Here is a 15,306-nt window from a genome sequence, read left to right as displayed (position 1 = left end):
AGTCGGCGGTAGTCCGGCGCCAGCACCCCGGCATCGAGGCCGTCCCTCCACACAGGCACGACCGAACCCGGCACGGCTGCAGCGGTCCGCACCGGCCGATCGACTGCCACCACGACCGGCGGAACCTCATCGCCTCCGCGCGCCTCAGCCAGGACCAGTCCGACCGTCTCCCGGGCGATCACGAACCGCTCCCACACGGCTTCCGCCTCGCGCAGCTCGGCCTGAAGAGCTTCCACCCGCTGCCGAGCCGCACGCTCTCGCTCCTCCAACAGCCCCACCACAGACGGCATCCCGACACCTCCACCGCAGAGACAACACGACACCTCGTCTCTGCCGCTGAGGCGCCCACCCTATGCCTCACCAGGGGAAACGCACCCGCCACTCTCGGAAAGACAACGGCTTCTGACGCCCTTTCCCCAGAGGCGTCGCTGACTCTCATCGAACATGCGGAGAGGAGCACGAGCATGAAGCAGAAGGACACGCTTGAATGGCGTAAGTCGAGCTACAGCGGCGGCAACGGCGGAGAGTGCATCGAGATCGCTACGACGACTGCCGCCATGATCGCGGTCCGGGACTCGAAGGACCCGTACGGCCCGCAGTTGCGGTTCTCGAACGAGGCGTGGGCGGCGTTCGCCGTCGCTGCGGCCTCCGGCGAGTTCGGCGAGGTCTGAACTTTTTTCGCAAAAGCCTGAGTTCGAAGCCCTCGCTGCCTTCCGGCGCCGAGGGCTTCGCCGTGTCAGCAGGGAGGTGATGGCGTGGCGACGAGCCCACGCCGACTTCGCTGTCCTACAAGCCCGGTCTCTCCGAGTTGCCTGTCCCTTCGCCGTAACCCCGCACACTCAGGGCCGTACCGGGGAAGTCTTGGACGGGGCCCTGTCGCGGAATTCTGACATCAGGTCATCTGCATACTTTTCTCGGTGGTGTCCCGAGGTGTGGCTTTGGCCGGGATTGCCCGGGACGCGTGATAGGCAGGCGGCATGGTCTGCACCCCTGCCTTTTCCGAACTGTTGCGCCTGGTCGAGGAGCGCTCGGCCGCCCTGCGTGCCGCCGTGGCCGAAGCTCCCGACCTGCGGGTCCGGGTTCCGGCGTGTCCCGATTGGGTGTTGTCGGAACTGCTGGAGCACGTCACCACGGTGCAGCGGTTCTGGACGGCGGCAGTGGTGGCGGGCGAGGGATTCACTCCTGCCACGCCCGAGCCGGATGGTGCACTGTCGCCCGCCGCCGCGCTGGACCGGGCCGAGGAGGTCACCGTCGGGCTGGTGAAGGCCCTGGACGAGGCCGGGCCGGCGGCGCCCTGTTGGACGTGGTGGCCGGGGACGGAGTTGGCCGGCACCGTCGGTGCGGTCGCCCGTCACCAGGTGCAGGAGGCCGCTGTGCACGCCCATGATGCCCAGCAGGCCGCGGGGTCCCCGCTGCCGGTGCCGGAGGTGGTGGCGGTGGACGGCGTCGACGAGTTCCTGGCCCTGTCCTGGGGCACCGCCGGGCCGTGGCCGCACCCGCCGCTCACCGTCCGGCTCCGTGCCGTCGAAGGACCTTGCTGGCAGGCCGAGTTGGGCCCCGACGGACCGCATCGACTCTCCGTCGGCACCGGCGGACTCCCGGCCGGTGCGCTGGAACTCTCCGGTACGGCGGGCGAGTTGCTGCTCGCCCTGCACCGCCGCCGCCCGGCCGACGACCTGCGCACGGGCGGCGACCCGGCCGCCCTGGAGCGGCTGATCGCCTGGCCGCACCTGGGCTGACGCAACGTCAATTCGTCTTGTTTCGCAGGCTCTTGGTCGACCGATCCCGGTCGGTCGCCCCCGAGGTCGGCACCGGCAGGCCTCCTACCGTACAGAACAGCGCCGACCCGGCCGCGCCGGAGGGACTCATCGCCCGGCCGCTCCCGAGCTGACGCAACGTCAACTCTTCTTGCGCAGCGGCTTCCTGGCCGACCGCTCCCGGGCTGCGGCCGCCGTCGCCGAGGTCAGCACCAGGAAGCTGCCCGCCGTGCAGAACAGCGCCGAACCGGCCAGGAACAGGCGCTGCTGCGCGCCGCGCATCCGGTCGTACCGGGCCCGGTCGATCGCCACCCGCACGCTCTGCCCGGAGTGGTACGCCGGGTCGCGCCGCAGGTAGGAGTAGCCGTCCTGGTCCGACCGGGCGTCCTGGGCGCCGCCACCGGTGGCGGCGCCGAGCCCGACCAGCAGGAGCGTGCCGACGTACGCGGCCAGCAGCCCGCGCGGCAGCAGCCGCAGGTAGGCCAGCACGTCCCAGCCGCCGCCCCGGCGCAGCAGCGGCACCCGCAGGCTGCGGACCACCGCCCACCCGAACACCGGGAAGGTCGCCACCACCGGCACCGCCCACAGCCAGAGCGGCAGGGGCGTCCACAGCGCCACCGCCAGGCCCAGCAGATCGATCCCGCACAGCCCCCAGGCCAGCACGAAGTGCACCCGGTGACCGCCCCGCAGTTCCCCCAGCACGCGTTCCCCCGCTCCTCCCGGTCCTCGACCGGCCGCCGCGCAGCGTAGCGCACCCCCCGGCCTCCGCTCCGGCAGCCTCCCCCGGGCCCTCGGCCCCCGGCCCCCGACCTGCCGGTCTCCCGGTCGGCCCGGCCCGGGCGGCGTACACTCCCCCTCATAGCGTGCCGCATCAGCGAGTTGGTCCTGGACTGCGTCGACCCGGAGCGGCTGGCCGCGTTCTGGTCGGAGGTGCTCGGCTACGTCGAGCTCGGCCGGGAGCCGGACGGCAGCATCGAGATCGGTCCGCCCGGCGCGGGCTTCGGCGGCCCGCAGCCGACGCTGGTGCTCGGCCCGTCCGCCGACCCGCGCCCGGTGAAGCTGCGCCTGCACCTGGACGTCAACCCGACCGACCGGGACGCGGACGCCGAGCTGGAGCGGCTGCTCGCCCTGGGCGCCCGCCCGGTGGACGTCGGGCAGAGCGGCGCGGAGCCCTGGCACGTGCTGCAGGACCCGGAGGGCAACGAGTTCTGCCTGCTGCGGAGCCGGATCGCGCCGGTCCGCCCGCGGGAGGCTACCGGGCCGTAGCGTCCGGCCGTAGTATCCGGCCGACGGTTCCCCCGGTCTCCCCGGTCCCCCTCGTCCGAACGGTGCGTCCCCATGACCTCGCTGCTGCTGTCCCGCCGTGACCTGGACTTCCTGCTGCACGACTGGCTGGACGCCGGTGCACTGACCGCCCGGGAGCGGTTCGCCGCGCACGACCGGGAGACCTTCGACGCCGTGCTGGACCTGGCGCAGGAGATCGCGGAGCGGCACTTCGCCCCGCACAACCGGCTGGCGGACGAGCAGGAGCCGCGCTTCGACGGCGAGCGGGTGCACCTGGTGCCCGAAGTCGCGGCCGCGCTCGAGGTGTTCGCGGACTCCGGCCTGACATCGGCGGCGATGGACCACGACCTGGGCGGCCAGCAGCTGCCGGTGCTGGTGGCGAACGCCTGCATGGCCTGGTTCCAGGCCGCGAACGTCGGCACCGCCGCGTACCCGTTCCTGACTGTCGCCAATGCCAACCTGCTGTCGGTGTACGGTACTCCGGACCAGCGGGAGCGTTTCGTCCGCCCGCTCGCGGCGGGCCGGTTCCACGGCACCATGTGCCTCTCCGAGCCGCAGGCGGGCTCCTCGCTGGCGGATGTCCGGACCAGGGCCGAGCCGCAACCGGACGGCCGCTACCGGCTGTTCGGCACCAAGATGTGGATCTCGGGCGGGGACCACGAGTTGGGCGAGAACATCGTCCACCTGGTGCTGGCCCGCACCCCGGGCGCGCCCGCCGGGGTCAAGGGCCTGTCGCTGTTCGCGGTGCCGAAGTACCTGGTGGCGCCGGACGGTTCGCTCGGCGCGCGGAACGACGTGGTGCTCGCGGGCCTGAACCACAAGATGGGCTACCGGGGGACGGTCAACACCGTGCTGAACTTCGGCGAGGGCCGGCACCTGCCGGACGGCGGACCGGGCGCGGTGGGCGAGTTGGTGGGCGAGCTGCACCGCGGTCTGGCCTGCATGTTCCACATGATGAACGAGGCCCGGACAGGCGTCGGCCTGGGCGCGACCGCACTCGGCTACACCGGCTACCTGCACGCCCTGGACTACGCCCGCTCCCGCCCGCAGGGCCGCCCGTTCACCGGCCGGGACGCCGCCGCGCCGCAGGTGCCGATCGTCGAGCACCCGGACGTGCGGCGGATGCTGCTGGCCCAGAAGGCTTACGTGGAGGGCGCGTTGGCGCTCAGCCTGTACTGCAGCCGACTGATCGACGAGCAGCGCACCGCGCCGGAGCCGGCCGGCCGGGAGGCGGCGGGGCGGCTGCTGGAGGTGCTGACGCCGATCGCCAAGAGCTGGCCCGCGCAGTGGTGCCTGGCCGCGAACGACCTGGCGATCCAGGTGCACGGCGGGTACGGCTACACCCGGGACTACCCGGTCGAGCAGTTCTACCGGGACAACCGGCTGAACGCGATCCACGAGGGCACCCACGGCATCCAGGCCCTCGACCTGCTCGGCCGCAAGGCCGTCCAGGACGGCGGCGCGGGCCTGCGCGCCCTGCTGGCCGCGTTCGCCGCCACCACCGCCCGGGCCCGCGCACTCGGCACCGCCTCGGAGGCCGGCGGCTTCGCGGACGCGCTGGACGCCGCCGCGGCCCGGATCGGCCGGACCACCGCCGCGCTGTGGGCCGCGGGCGACCCGGACGTCGCGCTGCCGAACGCCTCGGTCTACCTGGAAGCGGTCGGCCACGTGGTGCTGGCCTGGGTCTGGCTGGAGCAGTACCTCGCGCTGGGCAGCGCCGACACCCCGTTCCACCAGGGCAAGCGACAGGCCGCCCGCTACTTCTTCCGGGTCGAACTCCCGCGCACCGGACCGCAGTTCGACCTGCTCGACGCCCTGGACCGGACGGCCGCCGAGACCGACCCGGACTGGTTCTGACCCGCCCGCCCGTCAGGGCCCGACGAGGTCCGCCGCGCCCGCCGCGCCCGCCGCGCCCTCCTCGTCGGGCCCGGCGGCGTCGCTGAGACCCAGGCGGAGGTGCTCGGTGTGGTAGACGGCCTGGTCGAGCAGCGCGGCGACGTGGTTGTCGTACAGCTCGTAGACCACCGAGCGGCCGTTGCGGCGGCCGACCACCAGGCCGAGGTTGCGCAGCAGGCGCAGCTGGTGCGAGCAGGCGGACTGCTCCAGCCCGGCGGCGCGGGCGAGTTCGGTGGCCGGGCAGGGGCCCTCGCGCAGCCGGGAGAGGATCAGCAGCCGGGAGGGCGTGGCCAGGGCCTGGAGCGTGGTGGCGACCCGGGCCGCCGCCATCGCGCCGCGCCGCCGCACCCGGCTGCTCGCCCTGCCCGAGGCCCGCTGGGCCGCCGTCGCGCTGCTGGCCTTCGCGCTCGCCCTGCCGCTGCACCTGACCGGCGCCCCGGCCTGGCTCTGGGGCCCGCTGTACGCCTGCGCCTACGCGGCCGGCGGCTGGGAGCCCGCCCTGGCCGGGCTGCGGGCGCTGCGCGGGCGGACCCTGGACGTCGACCTGCTGATGGTGGCCGCCGGGCTCGGCGCGGCCGCCGTCGGCCAGGTGCTGGACGGGGCGCTGCTGATCGTGATCTTCGCGGTCTCCGGCGCGCTGGAGGCGCCCGCCACCGCCCGCACCGCCGACTCGGTGCGCGGCCTGCTCGACCTGGCGCCCGCCGGCGCCGCCCGACTGCTCCCCGACGGCACCGAACAGGCCGTCCCGGTCGAGGAGTTGGCGGTCGGCGACACCGTCCTGGTGCGGCCCGGCGAACGGATCGGCGCGGACGGGCGGGTGCTCGACGGCGTGAGCGAGGTCGACCAGGCCACCATCACCGGCGAGCCGCTGCCCGTCCCGAAGACCGCCGGGGACGAGGTGTTCGCGGGCACCCTGAACGGCACCGGCGCGCTGCGCGTGCGGGTGGAGCGGGACGCCGCCGGGTCGGTGATCGCCCGGATCGTGGCGATGGTCGCGGAGGCCTCGGAGACCAAGGCCCCCACCCAGCTGTTCATCGAGAAGGTCGAGCAGCGCTACTCGCTCGACATGGTCACGGCCGCGCTCGCGGTGTTCGCCGTCCCGCTGGCCTTCGGCTCGGCGTTCACCGACGCGCTGCTGCGGGCGATGACCTTCCTGATCGTGGCCTCACCGTGCGCACTGGTGCTGGCCACCATGCCGCCGCTGCTGTCGGCGATCGCCAACGCCGGACGGCACGGCGTGCTGGTGAAGTCCGCGGCGGCGCTGGAGCGGCTGGGCCGCACCGGGATCGTCGCACTCGACAAGACCGGCACCCTCACCGAGGGCACGCCCCGTCTGGCCGCCGTCCACCCGCTGCCCGGCTCCGGGCTGACGCCGGACCAGCTGCTCGCCCTGGCCGCGGCCGCCGAGCGCCCCAGCGAACACCCGCTGGCCCGCGCCGTGCTGCGCGCCGCCCGCGAACGCGCCCTCCCGCTCGCCCCGGCCACCGGCTTCACCGCCACCCCGGGCACCGGCGTCCGCGCCACCGTCGCCGGCCGGGCCGTCGGCATCACCTCCCCGACCGGGACGGTGGACGCCGGGGCGATGGGCACCGGGGCGATGCACTTGGGCGCGGCCGCTGTCGAGTTGGTCCGGGCCGCCGAGCGGGACGGCCGGACGGCCGTGCTGGTGGCGGTCGACGGGGTCGCGGCGGGGGTGCTGGAGTTCACCGACCGGCTGCGGCCGGACGCCGCCGGGGCCGTCGCCGCGCTGCGCGAACTGACCGGCGCCGAGCCCGTGCTGCTCACCGGCGACAACCCGGGGGCCGCCGCGCGGGTCGCCGCCGAGGCCGGGGTCACCGACGTCCGCGCCGGGCTGCTGCCGCAGGACAAGGTCGCGGCCGTCCGGGAGTTGGCGGCGTCCGGGCGGGCGGTGCTGATGGTCGGCGACGGCGTCAACGACGCCCCGGCGCTGGCCGCCGCGCACGCGGGCGCGGCGATGGGCCGGGCCGGTTCGGACCTGACGGTGGAGACCGCCGACGCGGTGGTCGTCCGCGACGAGCTGGCCGCGCTGCCCGCCGTGGTCGCGCTGGCCCTCCGGGCCCGCCGGCTGGTGGTGCAGAACCTGGCGGTCGCGGCCGCGTTCGTCGCCGCCCTGACGGCCTGGGACCTGTTCGGCACCCTGCCGCTGCCGCTCGGCGTGCTCGGCCACGAGGGCTCGACCGTGCTGGTCTGGCTGAACGGCCTGCGGCTGCTGCGCGAGTCCGCCTGGCGGCGCGCCGCACTCCCCCGGGGCCGGAACCGGGTTCCGGGCGGGGCCCGGGACACGGACGGGGCCCGGAGTGCGAACGGGACCCGGAGTGCAGACGGGGCCGACCGGCATGGCACCGTTGCACCCTGACAGCACATCGGCCGGACCAGCGGCGCGGCGGGGAGCCGCGCGGACAGGAGCGCACCACGTGAGGACCGGAGCGGCGACGCGACGCGACGGAGTCGGGACGACTCCCGGGGCCGGGACGACCCCCGGGGCCGGGACGACCCCCGGGGCCGGGACGACCCCCGGGGCCGGGACGACCCCCGGGGCCGGGCGGTGAGCCGGCGCACCCGCCGGGAGGCGGCGGCCGTTCCGGCCCAGGGCGCGGCCGCGCGCTGCACGGTGACGGTCTGTCGGGGCTGCTGCTGCGGCACCGCGAAGATCCCCGGCATCGACCACGCCGCCCAGCTCGCCGACCTGCGCACCGCGCTCGCCGACCGCGCCACCGTGCGCCCCGTCCCTTGCCTGGACGCCTGCGAGCACGGCAACGTGATGGTCGTCCAGCCCTCCGCCGAGGGCCGCCGGGCGGGCGGCCGCCCGCTCTGGCTCGGCCTGGTCAACGACCGCGACGCCGCCGCCGACATCACCGCCTGGATCGACGCGGGCGGCCCGGGCCTGGCCGACGTCCCGCCGATCCTCGACCTGTACGTGTTCTCCCCGTCCCGGCGGGTCCGCGAACAGCTCGACGGCTGAGGCGGCGCCGAGGCCCTGGCCGGCCCGTCCGCCCGTCCGTCCGTCCGTCCGGGTCGATCGGGTCCGGGTCAATCGGGTCGGTCGGTCCGCTCGCGCAGCGTGAGCAGGGTGGCGAGCGCGGCGGCGGCCTCCAGCAGGGCTCTGGAGCGTGCGGTGAGGTCGGCGTCCCGGGCGGTGAGTGCCGCGTCGACCTCCGCCGGGCGGCGGGCGCCGCGCAGGTGCGGCAGGAGGGCCCGCAGGGGCGCGATCCGGTAGCCGGCCAGGCGCAGTTGGTGGACGATCCGGGCGTCGCGCACCTGGGCGGGCGTGTAGCGCCGCGCTCCGCGCCCGGGCTCGCGGTCGGGGACGACCAGGGACTCCGCGTGCCAGTGCCGCAGGGTCGACGGGCGCACGCCGAGGGCGGCGGCGAGTTCGGAGACCCCCATCGCGTCCGCAGCCCGCACGTCGTCGATCGGCTCGCCGGAGATCGCGCGGGCGGCCTCGGCGGCCCGCCGCAGTTCCGCGCGTTCCGCGTCGAGCCGGGCGTGCACCGCATCGAACCGGGCCAGGGCTTGCGGGACGGGGTCGCGGTGGAAGGCCCGGACGATCTCCTTGCCCTCGACCGGCCCCACCCCGGCGGCCAGCGCCCGGTAGGCCAGGGCGGACTGCAGGTGCACCTCCCCGTACGTCCGGTAGCCGGTGGCGGTGCGCGGCACGGGCGGCAGCACCCCGTCCCGTTCGAGGTTGCGCACCTGCTGGACGGAGCACCCGGCGCGGCGGGCCACGTCGGCGGTGCGCATTCCGGTGGTTTTGAGACCTGGCATGCCGCCATCCTGCTGTTTCGGCCCCGAAGTCTCCACAAGCAGGTGAATGCCACGCTGGAGCACATGACCATCGACGAGATCATCGACTTCGTGGCCGGCCTGGACGGCGTCCTGACCGTCCGGCCCGCCCCCGGCGACGGTACGCCCGAGATCGCCTGGGGCGACGTCTTCTTCTCCTACGCGCCCGACGGCGCCCCGACCGCCGCCCAGCCCTTCGCCACCATCGTGACCAAGGACTACCCCGGCGACACGTCCTCCCGGCTGGACCGGCCGGGCGCCTTCCGGGTCAACGTCGCCGCCGGGAAGGAGGAGTTCGCCCGGTGGACCGGCCACGCCCCGCGCGAGACGGCCGCCGCCGGGACGGCCCCGGACGCGGAGGACACCGTGCTCGCGCACCCCGTGTACGGCGGCGCGGGCTGGCTGGCCGTGGTGAACCCGGGCGGGCGGACGGCGGCCGCGACCCTGGACCTGCTGCGCACCGCCCACCAACTCGCGCGGGCGCGGCACGAACGGCATGAACGGCATGAACGGCGTGAACGGCACGAGCGGCACGAGCGGCGCACCGGACCGTCGGCGTGAGGACGGGGACGGCGCGGAAGGGGCCGGCACGGAAGGGGGTGGCGCCGCAGGGTTCCGGATAGCTAACATCCGGAATATGCGGACGAGCGAAGGCGTCGAGTGGGGCCTGCACTGCTGTCTCACCCTGGTCTGGGTGGGCGGGGCGGAGCCGGTCCCCTCGGCGCGGCTGGCGGCCCTGTTCGAACTGTCGCCGACGTACCTCAACAAGGTGCTGCAACGGCTGGTCCGGGCCGGGCTGTTGACCTCCGTCTCCGGCCCGCGCGGGGGCGTCCGGCTGGCCCGGGACCCGGCGCGGATCACCATGATGGACGTGGTGACGGCCGTCGAGGGCCCCGACCCGCTGTTCGCCTGCGCCGAGATCCGGCAGCGGGGCGCGTCCGCCGAGGGCGCCTCCCCCCGCGAGTTCGCCCGCCCCTGCGGCATCGCCGCCGCGATGCGCCGGGCCGAACTCGCCTGGCGGCACGAACTCTCCCGCCAGACCGTCGCCGACCTCGCCGCCGCCACCCCGGCCGCCTCCGTCACCCGCCTCCGCACCGCCCACGCCCGCCTCGCCGGCACCGCCTGACCACACGTCAACTCCCGCCCGGGCAGGGCCACTCGGCGCCACTCCGCCCGCGTCCCACTGCGCCCCTCCCCGCTCCGCCTTCCCCGTCCCGCTCCCCTTCCAGCCAGCCAGCCAGCCAGCCGATCGCCGCCCTGCCCGGCGGCTCCTTCCATCCCCCTATTCGGGACACAATTCATCCCGAATAGGGGGCCGACCGGTCCGGAGGACACCCGCCATGGCCCGCACCCTGCCTGCCGCCACCGCCACCGCCGATCGCGGGTTGCGCTCCGCCACCGTCCTCGCGCTCGGGACCTTCGCCGTCGGCACCGACGCCTTCGTGACGGCGGGGTTCCTGCCCGCTGTGGCCGCGTCGCTGCACGTGTCGACCGCCGCGGCGGGCCAGTCCGTGAGCCTGTTCGCGGCGGGGTACGCGCTCGCCTCGCCGCTGCTGGCCGTCGCCACCGCCCGGGTGCCCCGGCGTGCGCTGCTGGTGGCGGCGCTGCTGGTGCTGGCGGTCGCCAACGCGTTGACGGCGCTCGCCCCGACCTACCCGGCGCTGCTCGCCGCCCGGCTGCTGGCCGCGCTCGGGGCGGCCGCGTTCACGCCCGGCGCGGGGGCGGCGGCCGCCGCTCTGGTGCCCGCCGCACTGCGCGGACGCGCCCTCGCGCTGGTGATCGGCGGGCTGACGGCCGCCACCGCGCTCGGCGTGCCGCTCGGCCGGGTGGCCGCGGTGGGGCTCGGCTGGCGGTCCGCGCTCGGTGCGGTGGCGGCGCTCGCGGCGCTCGGGGCCCTGGCCGTGGCCGTGGCCCTGCCCCGGCTGCCGGGCGGACCGCCCGTCCCGCTGCGGGTGCGGCTGGCGGCGCTGCGCCGCCCCGGGGTGTCGCGGGTGCTGCCGCTGACGCTGCTCGGGATGGCGGCCTGCTACGTCCCGTACGCGTACAGCGTGCCGGTGCTGGCGGCGGTCGGTGTCGGCGGCGGGGCGGGCGCGGTGGCGGCGCTGGTGGTCTACGGGCTGGGCGCGGTGGCGGGCAACGCGCTGGCCGGGCGGTGGACCGACCTGGTCGGGCCGGTGCGGGTCCTGGCGGCCGGGTACGGGGTGATGGCGGCGGTGTTCGCCGTCCTGGCCGTCCTGGCCGCCCTGGCCGCGCCGGCCGGCCGGACGGTGCCGTCCGGCCTGACGGCGGTGGCGCCGGCGACGATGGTGGCGATGGTGGCGGTGCTCGGGTGGGGCGCGAGCAGCTGGTGCCAGACGCCGCCCCAGCAGCACCGTCTGCTGGCGGCGGCGCCGGAGCAGGGGCCGTTGCTGGTCTCGCTGAACGCCTCGGCGATCTACCTGGGCATCGGCGCGGGGACCGTCCTGGGCGGTCTCGCACTGCCCCGCGGCGCCGCGGCGGTGTTCGCCCTCGCGGCGGTGCTGGCGCTGGCCGCGCGGGCCTGGCTGCGCGGGACGGCCGGGCCGGGGGGCGCGTGACGGCGCCCGGAGCGCCTTGGTACTACATCGGTGCTACATCCACATGAACGGCTGGCCGGCCAGCGCGGAGGCGCAGTGGCTGCTGGCCACGAGGACCTCGTCCGCGGCGTCGCCGACCCGCTGGTCGGCGTACCGGGAGACGGTGAGGGTCAGGTAGTGGCCGACCAGTTCGACCCGGGTCGCGGCCATCGGCCTGAGGTTCGCGGCGGGGGCCAACAGCCCGTCCGGGTAGGTGAATTCGAAGCCGGCGGCGCGGTCCCGGACGGTCTGCACGGCCTTCGCGGCGGCGGCCGCGTCGGCGAACCGGAAGACCGTGACGCTGGTGATCACGGGCTGGTCGGTGCGGGTGAGCGCGACGGCCAGCCAGCCCTGGCAGCCGAGTTCCTCCAGGAGGTCGCCGGTCTTGTCGGCCTGCACGGCGAGGCAGTCCGCACCGTCCCGGGCGGCGGTGCGGCGGGCCCGGTAGGTGTCGAACTCGTAGGCGCGCTGGGCGGAGAAGTACCGTTCGGCGGTGAAGGACTGAGACTCCGTCAGGGGCGCCACGGGCTGGCCCGGAACCGCCGCCGCAACCGTCCCGCTGCCGCTGGGGGTGGCGCCGGACGCGCCGTCGTTGCGGTGCGGGGTGGAGACCGCCCAGACCCCGCCGGCGGCCAGGGCCGCGACCACTCCCCACATCGCCACCTGCCGCCGCCGCTCGCCGACGACCCGGTGACCGGTCGGCGGGCGCGGGTCGCCTGCGGGTGGGTCCTCCTCGATGGTCATGGCGCAAATTCTAAGCAGTTGATCGTACTGTCCTGTCGTCGGGTCGGACGTGCAAGGACAGCCCACCCGCGCCCCACCCCGTGCGTCTGCCCCGCCCGCCCCCGGGACGCCCGAGGCGCGCGGCGATCGTCGCACGTCGTGCCCTCGCCGGCCCGGCGCTCCTCGTGGCGGCCGCCCCACCGAGCGGATGCACGCTCACGAGGCACGCCCCGGCGGCCCGACCGACCCCGGCGGACCCGCCCGCGACGGAGACGGAGACGGACGGAGACGCCCCTCCCCTGCGGCCACCCCGACACCCCGCACGCCGACGCCCTCCCGTCCCCCGAGCCGCACCGCGACCGCCCGCCCTGCCGCAGCCCCGGCGCCGCCTCCCCCGCCCCCGCCGTCACCCCCGCCGCCGTACGTCGCGCCGGAGGTCACCGGCGTCCGGGCGGCCAACGGGGCCTGCCGACGCGAGGGGAACGCCTACTGCGCCGACTTCACCGTCTCCCTCTCCGGCGTCCGGGGCGGGCGAATCCACCCGGACCGGAACCGCCACGTCCTCCCGGGCAGCACCTCGTTCGTCCTGCGCTCCGGCCCGACCGCACCGAACCGGCCCTCCGGCCCGGCCTCGCCGACCGACGGTCCGATCCGGTTCAGCCACCCGCTCGGCGACGACGGCAGGCGACTCGACGCGCTCGCCGACAGTTCCGTCCGCCCGCTCACGAGCCCGGCCGAACTCGCGGCACCTGCCGACTGCACCCCGCAGTGACGCCCCGCCGGACTGCTGCGGGGCGGCCGCCGTTGCCCGCACGGGGCGTTCCCCGCCCGGCGGCGGGCGTCACGGACGGGCGGCGTGCTCGGCGGCGTCGAAGGCGGGGGCGAGGGGGGCGAGGGCCGCCCGGAGGCGGTCGGGCAGGGCGCCGGCGGGGACCAGCAGGCCGCCGGTCGTGGTGGGTTCACCGGCCGGGCGGAGCCAGTCCGCCAGGGCGATCCGGACCGCTGCGGCGACGCCCGCCGCGAGCACGCGGAGGGTCAACTCCCCGGTTCCGGGCAGGCGTTCGGCGAGCACTGCGGCGAGCGGGGGCTCGATGGCGGTGGCGGCGTCGAGGTAGGCGTCGCACAGCGCGCCGCTGGCGGCGATCAGCAGCAGAGCGGACCGTTCGGGCGCGTCGTCGGCGCCGGTGTACTGCTCGACCACCGCCTCGGTGACGGCCTCGGCCAGGCGCGTGCCGGCGGGGCGGGCGGCGACGGCCGCCGCGACCCGGGTCTCCCGGTCGGCGGTGACGGCGGCGACGATGGCCTGCTCGCGGCTGGCGAAGTAGTTGTTCCAGGTGCGCGGGGAGACGCCGGCAGCCTCCGCGATCTCCTCCACCCGGACCGCGTCGGGGCCGTGCTCCACGGCCAGGCGCAGTGCGGCCTCGCGGAGCGCGACCCGGGTGGCCTGCTTCTTCCGCTCCCGCAGCCCCGGCGACGGCGGGGGTGGTGGTGTCGTCACGCGCCCACCCTTCCACACCGCAGCCCGCCCCAACAAAGCTGCGAGTCAGCAAAGTTTCTTATCAGCAAACTTGCGCACACGCATATTTTCCTGCCAGCCTCGGTGGGTGGCCCGAGCCCCGGGCCACCCACCGAGGAAGGAACTCGCCGTGCGCGCAAGGGGAATGACCTACGACACCGGCTTCGTCGTGGACGGCCGGGCCTCCCGCGGACCGCTGGACCCGGCGGTGGTCCGGCGCGAACTGGCGATCGTCCGGGACGACCTGCACTGCGACGCGGTCCAGCTCATCGGTGGCGACCCGGAGCGGCTGGAGCTGGCCGCGGGCATCGCGGCGGACCTCGGCCTGGAGGTCTGGTTCTCGCCCTACCCCTTGGAGCTGGAGCCGGAGCGGATCCTCGCCCTGCTCCGCGACTGCGCCGAGCGGGCCGAGCGGATCCGGCGGCGCGGGGCGGAGGTGGTGTTCGTCGCCGGGGTCGAGCTGAGCGTGATGAACCGGGGGTTCCTACCCGGCGACAGCCCGGAGGAACGGGTGGCGCTGCTCGTGGGAGAGCCCGCGCAACGGGCTGGGGCGCTGCGCGAACTCGGCCGCCGCGTCAACGAGTTCCTCGCCGGGGCGGCGGCCGCCATCCGCGAGCGGTTCGGGGGACGCCTCACCTACGCGGCCATCCAGTTCGAGCAGGTCGACTGGACACCCTTCGACTTCACCACCTTCGAACTGATCCGCTCCGCCGAGGTCGCCGACCGTTTCCGGGAGGCGGTCCGCACCCTGGCCCGGGGCCCGAAGCCGCTCGCCATCACCGGCTTCGGGACGGCCGCCTACCGGGGGGCGGGCGACCGCGGCGGACGGGTACTGGAGGTGGTCGAGCACGACCCGGTGACGAAAGCCCCGGTGCGGCTGCGCGAGGTGCACGAACGTGACGAGGCCGGCCAAGCCGCCTACCTGGACGAGCTGTTGGAGATCTTCGACACCGAGGGGGTGGACAGCGCCTTCGTCTTCCTGTTCGCCCTGCCCGGCTATCCGCACCGCCCGGACGGCGACCCCCGGGACGACCTCGACCGGGCCAGCCTCGGCATCGTCAAGCTCCTGGAGAACCGCCGGGGCACCACCTACCCGGACCTCGACTGGGAGCCCAAGGCCGCCTTTCACGCCGTCGCCCACCGCTACGGGCACCGGCCCCGCCCCACCTGAGACGGTGGATCAGCGACGACGGCGCAGCAACTCCCAGAGCACGGGGCCGGTCATACCGACAGCCGTGGCAGTGCTGGTCGGCCAGCCGGTCTGGAGATGCAGAGTGGCGGTGGTGAGCACGCCGTGCCCGTAGACCGTCAGATCCCGCCAAGTCACCGGGCGGTCGTATCCGGGGGGCTCGTTGCCTGACGGCTTCTGGCGCTGTGCCATGATGAAGCAGTCCTTTCGGGTCGCCAATCAGAAGACGCGAGGACACACGGGCCGCCCCCTGCCAGGGGCGGCCCGTCTCGCGTCCGCAGAATATTTCGGCCTGTGACGGTGCGTCAAATTCCTCTCCACGAAGCACCACTAGCGCTACTACGCACAAGCAGCGCCACCCCCACTACTTCCGAAGCTTCGCGGCACTCGTCCGATGGGACCGCCCTGCCACACCGGTGCAACGTTGCACTTCAGAGGCCACTCTCGCCGCACACACCTCCCCGTGGAAACGGCACTCCCGAGGCCGGGAAGCGCCTGGATTTCCGAGGTAATACAACCCGCCTCCCGCCCTCTCGGACGAGT

General features: G+C 75.4%; 16 protein-coding genes and 1 pseudogene. 10 read left to right on the top strand and 7 right to left on the bottom strand.

Going from position 1 to position 15,306, the window contains the following annotated elements:
- Nucleotides 1-290, bottom strand: a pseudogene (locus tag ACIOHG_RS18680) (hypothetical protein); the annotation flags it as partial.
- A 174-nt stretch (nt 291-464) separates the two neighbouring features.
- Between ACIOHG_RS18680 and ACIOHG_RS18675 the strand changes: the two are divergent.
- Complete coding sequence (locus ACIOHG_RS18675; RefSeq protein WP_400951685.1) at nt 465-671, top strand: DUF397 domain-containing protein; 207 nt, start codon at nt 465-467, stop codon at nt 669-671.
- Nucleotides 672-977: 306 nt separating this feature from the next.
- Entirely contained in the window at nt 978-1,739 is a 762-nt protein-coding gene (locus ACIOHG_RS18670) for a maleylpyruvate isomerase family mycothiol-dependent enzyme (RefSeq protein WP_400951683.1), read from the top strand.
- Between the two features lie 159 nt (nt 1,740-1,898).
- On the opposite strand, the gene ACIOHG_RS18665 is transcribed toward ACIOHG_RS18670, so the two are convergent.
- A complete protein-coding gene (locus ACIOHG_RS18665) occupies nt 1,899-2,459 on the bottom strand; it encodes a hypothetical protein (protein ID WP_400951680.1) in 561 nt (186 codons plus the stop codon).
- Nucleotides 2,460-2,615: 156 nt separating this feature from the next.
- Here ACIOHG_RS18665 and ACIOHG_RS18660 point away from each other — a divergent pair, with 156 nt between their 5' ends.
- The gene (locus ACIOHG_RS18660; protein ID WP_400951704.1) at nt 2,616-3,023 is read left to right on the top strand and encodes a VOC family protein; all 408 of its coding nucleotides are present in this window, start codon (nt 2,616-2,618) and stop codon (nt 3,021-3,023) included.
- A 72-nt stretch (nt 3,024-3,095) separates the two neighbouring features.
- Nucleotides 3,096-4,898: an acyl-CoA dehydrogenase gene (locus ACIOHG_RS18655; protein ID WP_400951678.1), complete on the top strand. Its 1,803-nt coding sequence runs from the start codon at nt 3,096-3,098 to the stop codon at nt 4,896-4,898.
- A gap of 12 nt (nt 4,899-4,910) precedes the next feature.
- On the opposite strand, the gene ACIOHG_RS18650 is transcribed toward ACIOHG_RS18655, so the two are convergent.
- Nucleotides 4,911-5,267, bottom strand: coding sequence for an ArsR/SmtB family transcription factor (locus tag ACIOHG_RS18650; RefSeq protein WP_400951675.1), 357 nt, complete (start codon nt 5,265-5,267; stop codon nt 4,911-4,913).
- Here ACIOHG_RS18650 and ACIOHG_RS18645 point away from each other — a divergent pair.
- Together ACIOHG_RS18645 and ACIOHG_RS18640 are read left to right on the top strand one after the other, a co-directional pair.
- Entirely contained in the window at nt 5,245-7,314 is a 2,070-nt protein-coding gene (locus ACIOHG_RS18645) for a heavy metal translocating P-type ATPase (protein ID WP_400951673.1), read from the top strand. The two genes, ACIOHG_RS18650 and ACIOHG_RS18645, sit on opposite strands and share 23 nt — an antisense overlap.
- Nucleotides 7,315-7,503: 189 nt before the next feature.
- Nucleotides 7,504-7,920 carry a (2Fe-2S) ferredoxin domain-containing protein gene (locus ACIOHG_RS18640; RefSeq protein WP_400951670.1) on the top strand — a complete coding sequence of 139 codons (417 nt, stop codon included), beginning with the start codon at nt 7,504-7,506 and terminating at the stop codon, nt 7,918-7,920.
- A 68-nt stretch (nt 7,921-7,988) separates the two neighbouring features.
- Here the strand turns inward: ACIOHG_RS18640 and ACIOHG_RS18635 are convergent, their stop codons facing one another.
- Nucleotides 7,989-8,723 (bottom strand): MerR family transcriptional regulator, encoded by a 735-nt coding sequence (locus tag ACIOHG_RS18635; protein WP_400951668.1) that lies wholly within the window; start codon nt 8,721-8,723, stop codon nt 7,989-7,991.
- A gap of 63 nt (nt 8,724-8,786) precedes the next feature.
- Between ACIOHG_RS18635 and ACIOHG_RS18630 the strand changes: the two genes are divergently transcribed.
- From ACIOHG_RS18630 to ACIOHG_RS18620, 3 genes are all read left to right on the top strand, one after another.
- A complete protein-coding gene (locus tag ACIOHG_RS18630) occupies nt 8,787-9,302 on the top strand; it encodes a DUF6194 family protein (protein WP_400951665.1) in 516 nt (171 codons plus the stop codon).
- 76 nt (nt 9,303-9,378) lie between these two features.
- Nucleotides 9,379-9,867: an RrF2 family transcriptional regulator gene (locus ACIOHG_RS18625; protein ID WP_400951663.1), complete on the top strand. Its 489-nt coding sequence runs from the start codon at nt 9,379-9,381 to the stop codon at nt 9,865-9,867.
- 214 nt (nt 9,868-10,081) lie between these two features.
- On the top strand, nt 10,082-11,317 hold the full coding sequence (locus ACIOHG_RS18620) for an MFS transporter (protein ID WP_400951660.1): 1,236 nt from the start codon (nt 10,082-10,084) through the stop codon (nt 11,315-11,317).
- A gap of 33 nt (nt 11,318-11,350) precedes the next feature.
- On the opposite strand, the gene ACIOHG_RS18615 is transcribed toward ACIOHG_RS18620, so the two are convergent.
- Together ACIOHG_RS18615 and ACIOHG_RS18610 are read right to left on the bottom strand one after the other, a co-directional pair.
- Entirely contained in the window at nt 11,351-12,079 is a 729-nt protein-coding gene (locus ACIOHG_RS18615) for a hypothetical protein (protein ID WP_400951658.1), read from the bottom strand.
- A gap of 820 nt (nt 12,080-12,899) precedes the next feature.
- Complete coding sequence (locus tag ACIOHG_RS18610; RefSeq protein WP_400951656.1) at nt 12,900-13,556, bottom strand: TetR/AcrR family transcriptional regulator; 657 nt, start codon at nt 13,554-13,556, stop codon at nt 12,900-12,902.
- 163 nt (nt 13,557-13,719) lie between these two features.
- On the opposite strand from ACIOHG_RS18610, the gene ACIOHG_RS18605 reads away from it, so the two are divergent.
- Nucleotides 13,720-14,745 (top strand): hypothetical protein, encoded by a 1,026-nt coding sequence (locus ACIOHG_RS18605; protein WP_400951701.1) that lies wholly within the window; start codon nt 13,720-13,722, stop codon nt 14,743-14,745.
- A gap of 9 nt (nt 14,746-14,754) precedes the next feature.
- Here the strand turns inward: ACIOHG_RS18605 and ACIOHG_RS18600 are convergent, their stop codons facing one another.
- The gene (locus ACIOHG_RS18600; RefSeq protein ID WP_400951654.1) at nt 14,755-14,901 is read right to left on the bottom strand and encodes a hypothetical protein; all 147 of its coding nucleotides are present in this window, start codon (nt 14,899-14,901) and stop codon (nt 14,755-14,757) included.
- Nucleotides 14,902-15,306: the final 405 nt, after the last annotated feature.

It is taken from the genome of Kitasatospora sp. NPDC088134 (assembly GCF_044741705.1).
Taxonomy (GTDB): domain Bacteria; phylum Actinomycetota; class Actinomycetes; order Streptomycetales; family Streptomycetaceae; genus Kitasatospora.
This window is presented reverse-complemented; position numbering and strand designations above follow the sequence as displayed.

Bases quoted from the DNA above. Each gene is read 5' to 3' on its own strand.
- ACIOHG_RS18675 (WP_400951685.1), top strand. From the start codon at position 465: ATGAAGCAGAAGGACACGCTTGAATGGCGTAAGTCGAGCTACAGCGGC.
- ACIOHG_RS18670 (WP_400951683.1), top strand. From the start codon at position 978: ATGGTCTGCACCCCTGCCTTTTCCGAACTGTTGCGCCTGGTCGAGGAG.
- ACIOHG_RS18655 (WP_400951678.1), top strand. From the start codon at position 3,096: ATGACCTCGCTGCTGCTGTCCCGCCGTGACCTGGACTTCCTGCTGCAC.
- ACIOHG_RS18650 (WP_400951675.1), bottom strand. From the start codon at position 5,267: ATGGCGGCGGCCCGGGTCGCCACCACGCTCCAGGCCCTGGCCACGCCC.
- ACIOHG_RS18635 (WP_400951668.1), bottom strand. From the start codon at position 8,723: ATGCCAGGTCTCAAAACCACCGGAATGCGCACCGCCGACGTGGCCCGC.
- ACIOHG_RS18630 (WP_400951665.1), top strand. From the start codon at position 8,787: ATGACCATCGACGAGATCATCGACTTCGTGGCCGGCCTGGACGGCGTC.
- ACIOHG_RS18625 (WP_400951663.1), top strand. From the start codon at position 9,379: ATGCGGACGAGCGAAGGCGTCGAGTGGGGCCTGCACTGCTGTCTCACC.
- ACIOHG_RS18620 (WP_400951660.1), top strand. From the start codon at position 10,082: ATGGCCCGCACCCTGCCTGCCGCCACCGCCACCGCCGATCGCGGGTTG.
- ACIOHG_RS18615 (WP_400951658.1), bottom strand. From the start codon at position 12,079: ATGACCATCGAGGAGGACCCACCCGCAGGCGACCCGCGCCCGCCGACC.
- ACIOHG_RS18605 (WP_400951701.1), top strand. From the start codon at position 13,720: ATGACCTACGACACCGGCTTCGTCGTGGACGGCCGGGCCTCCCGCGGA.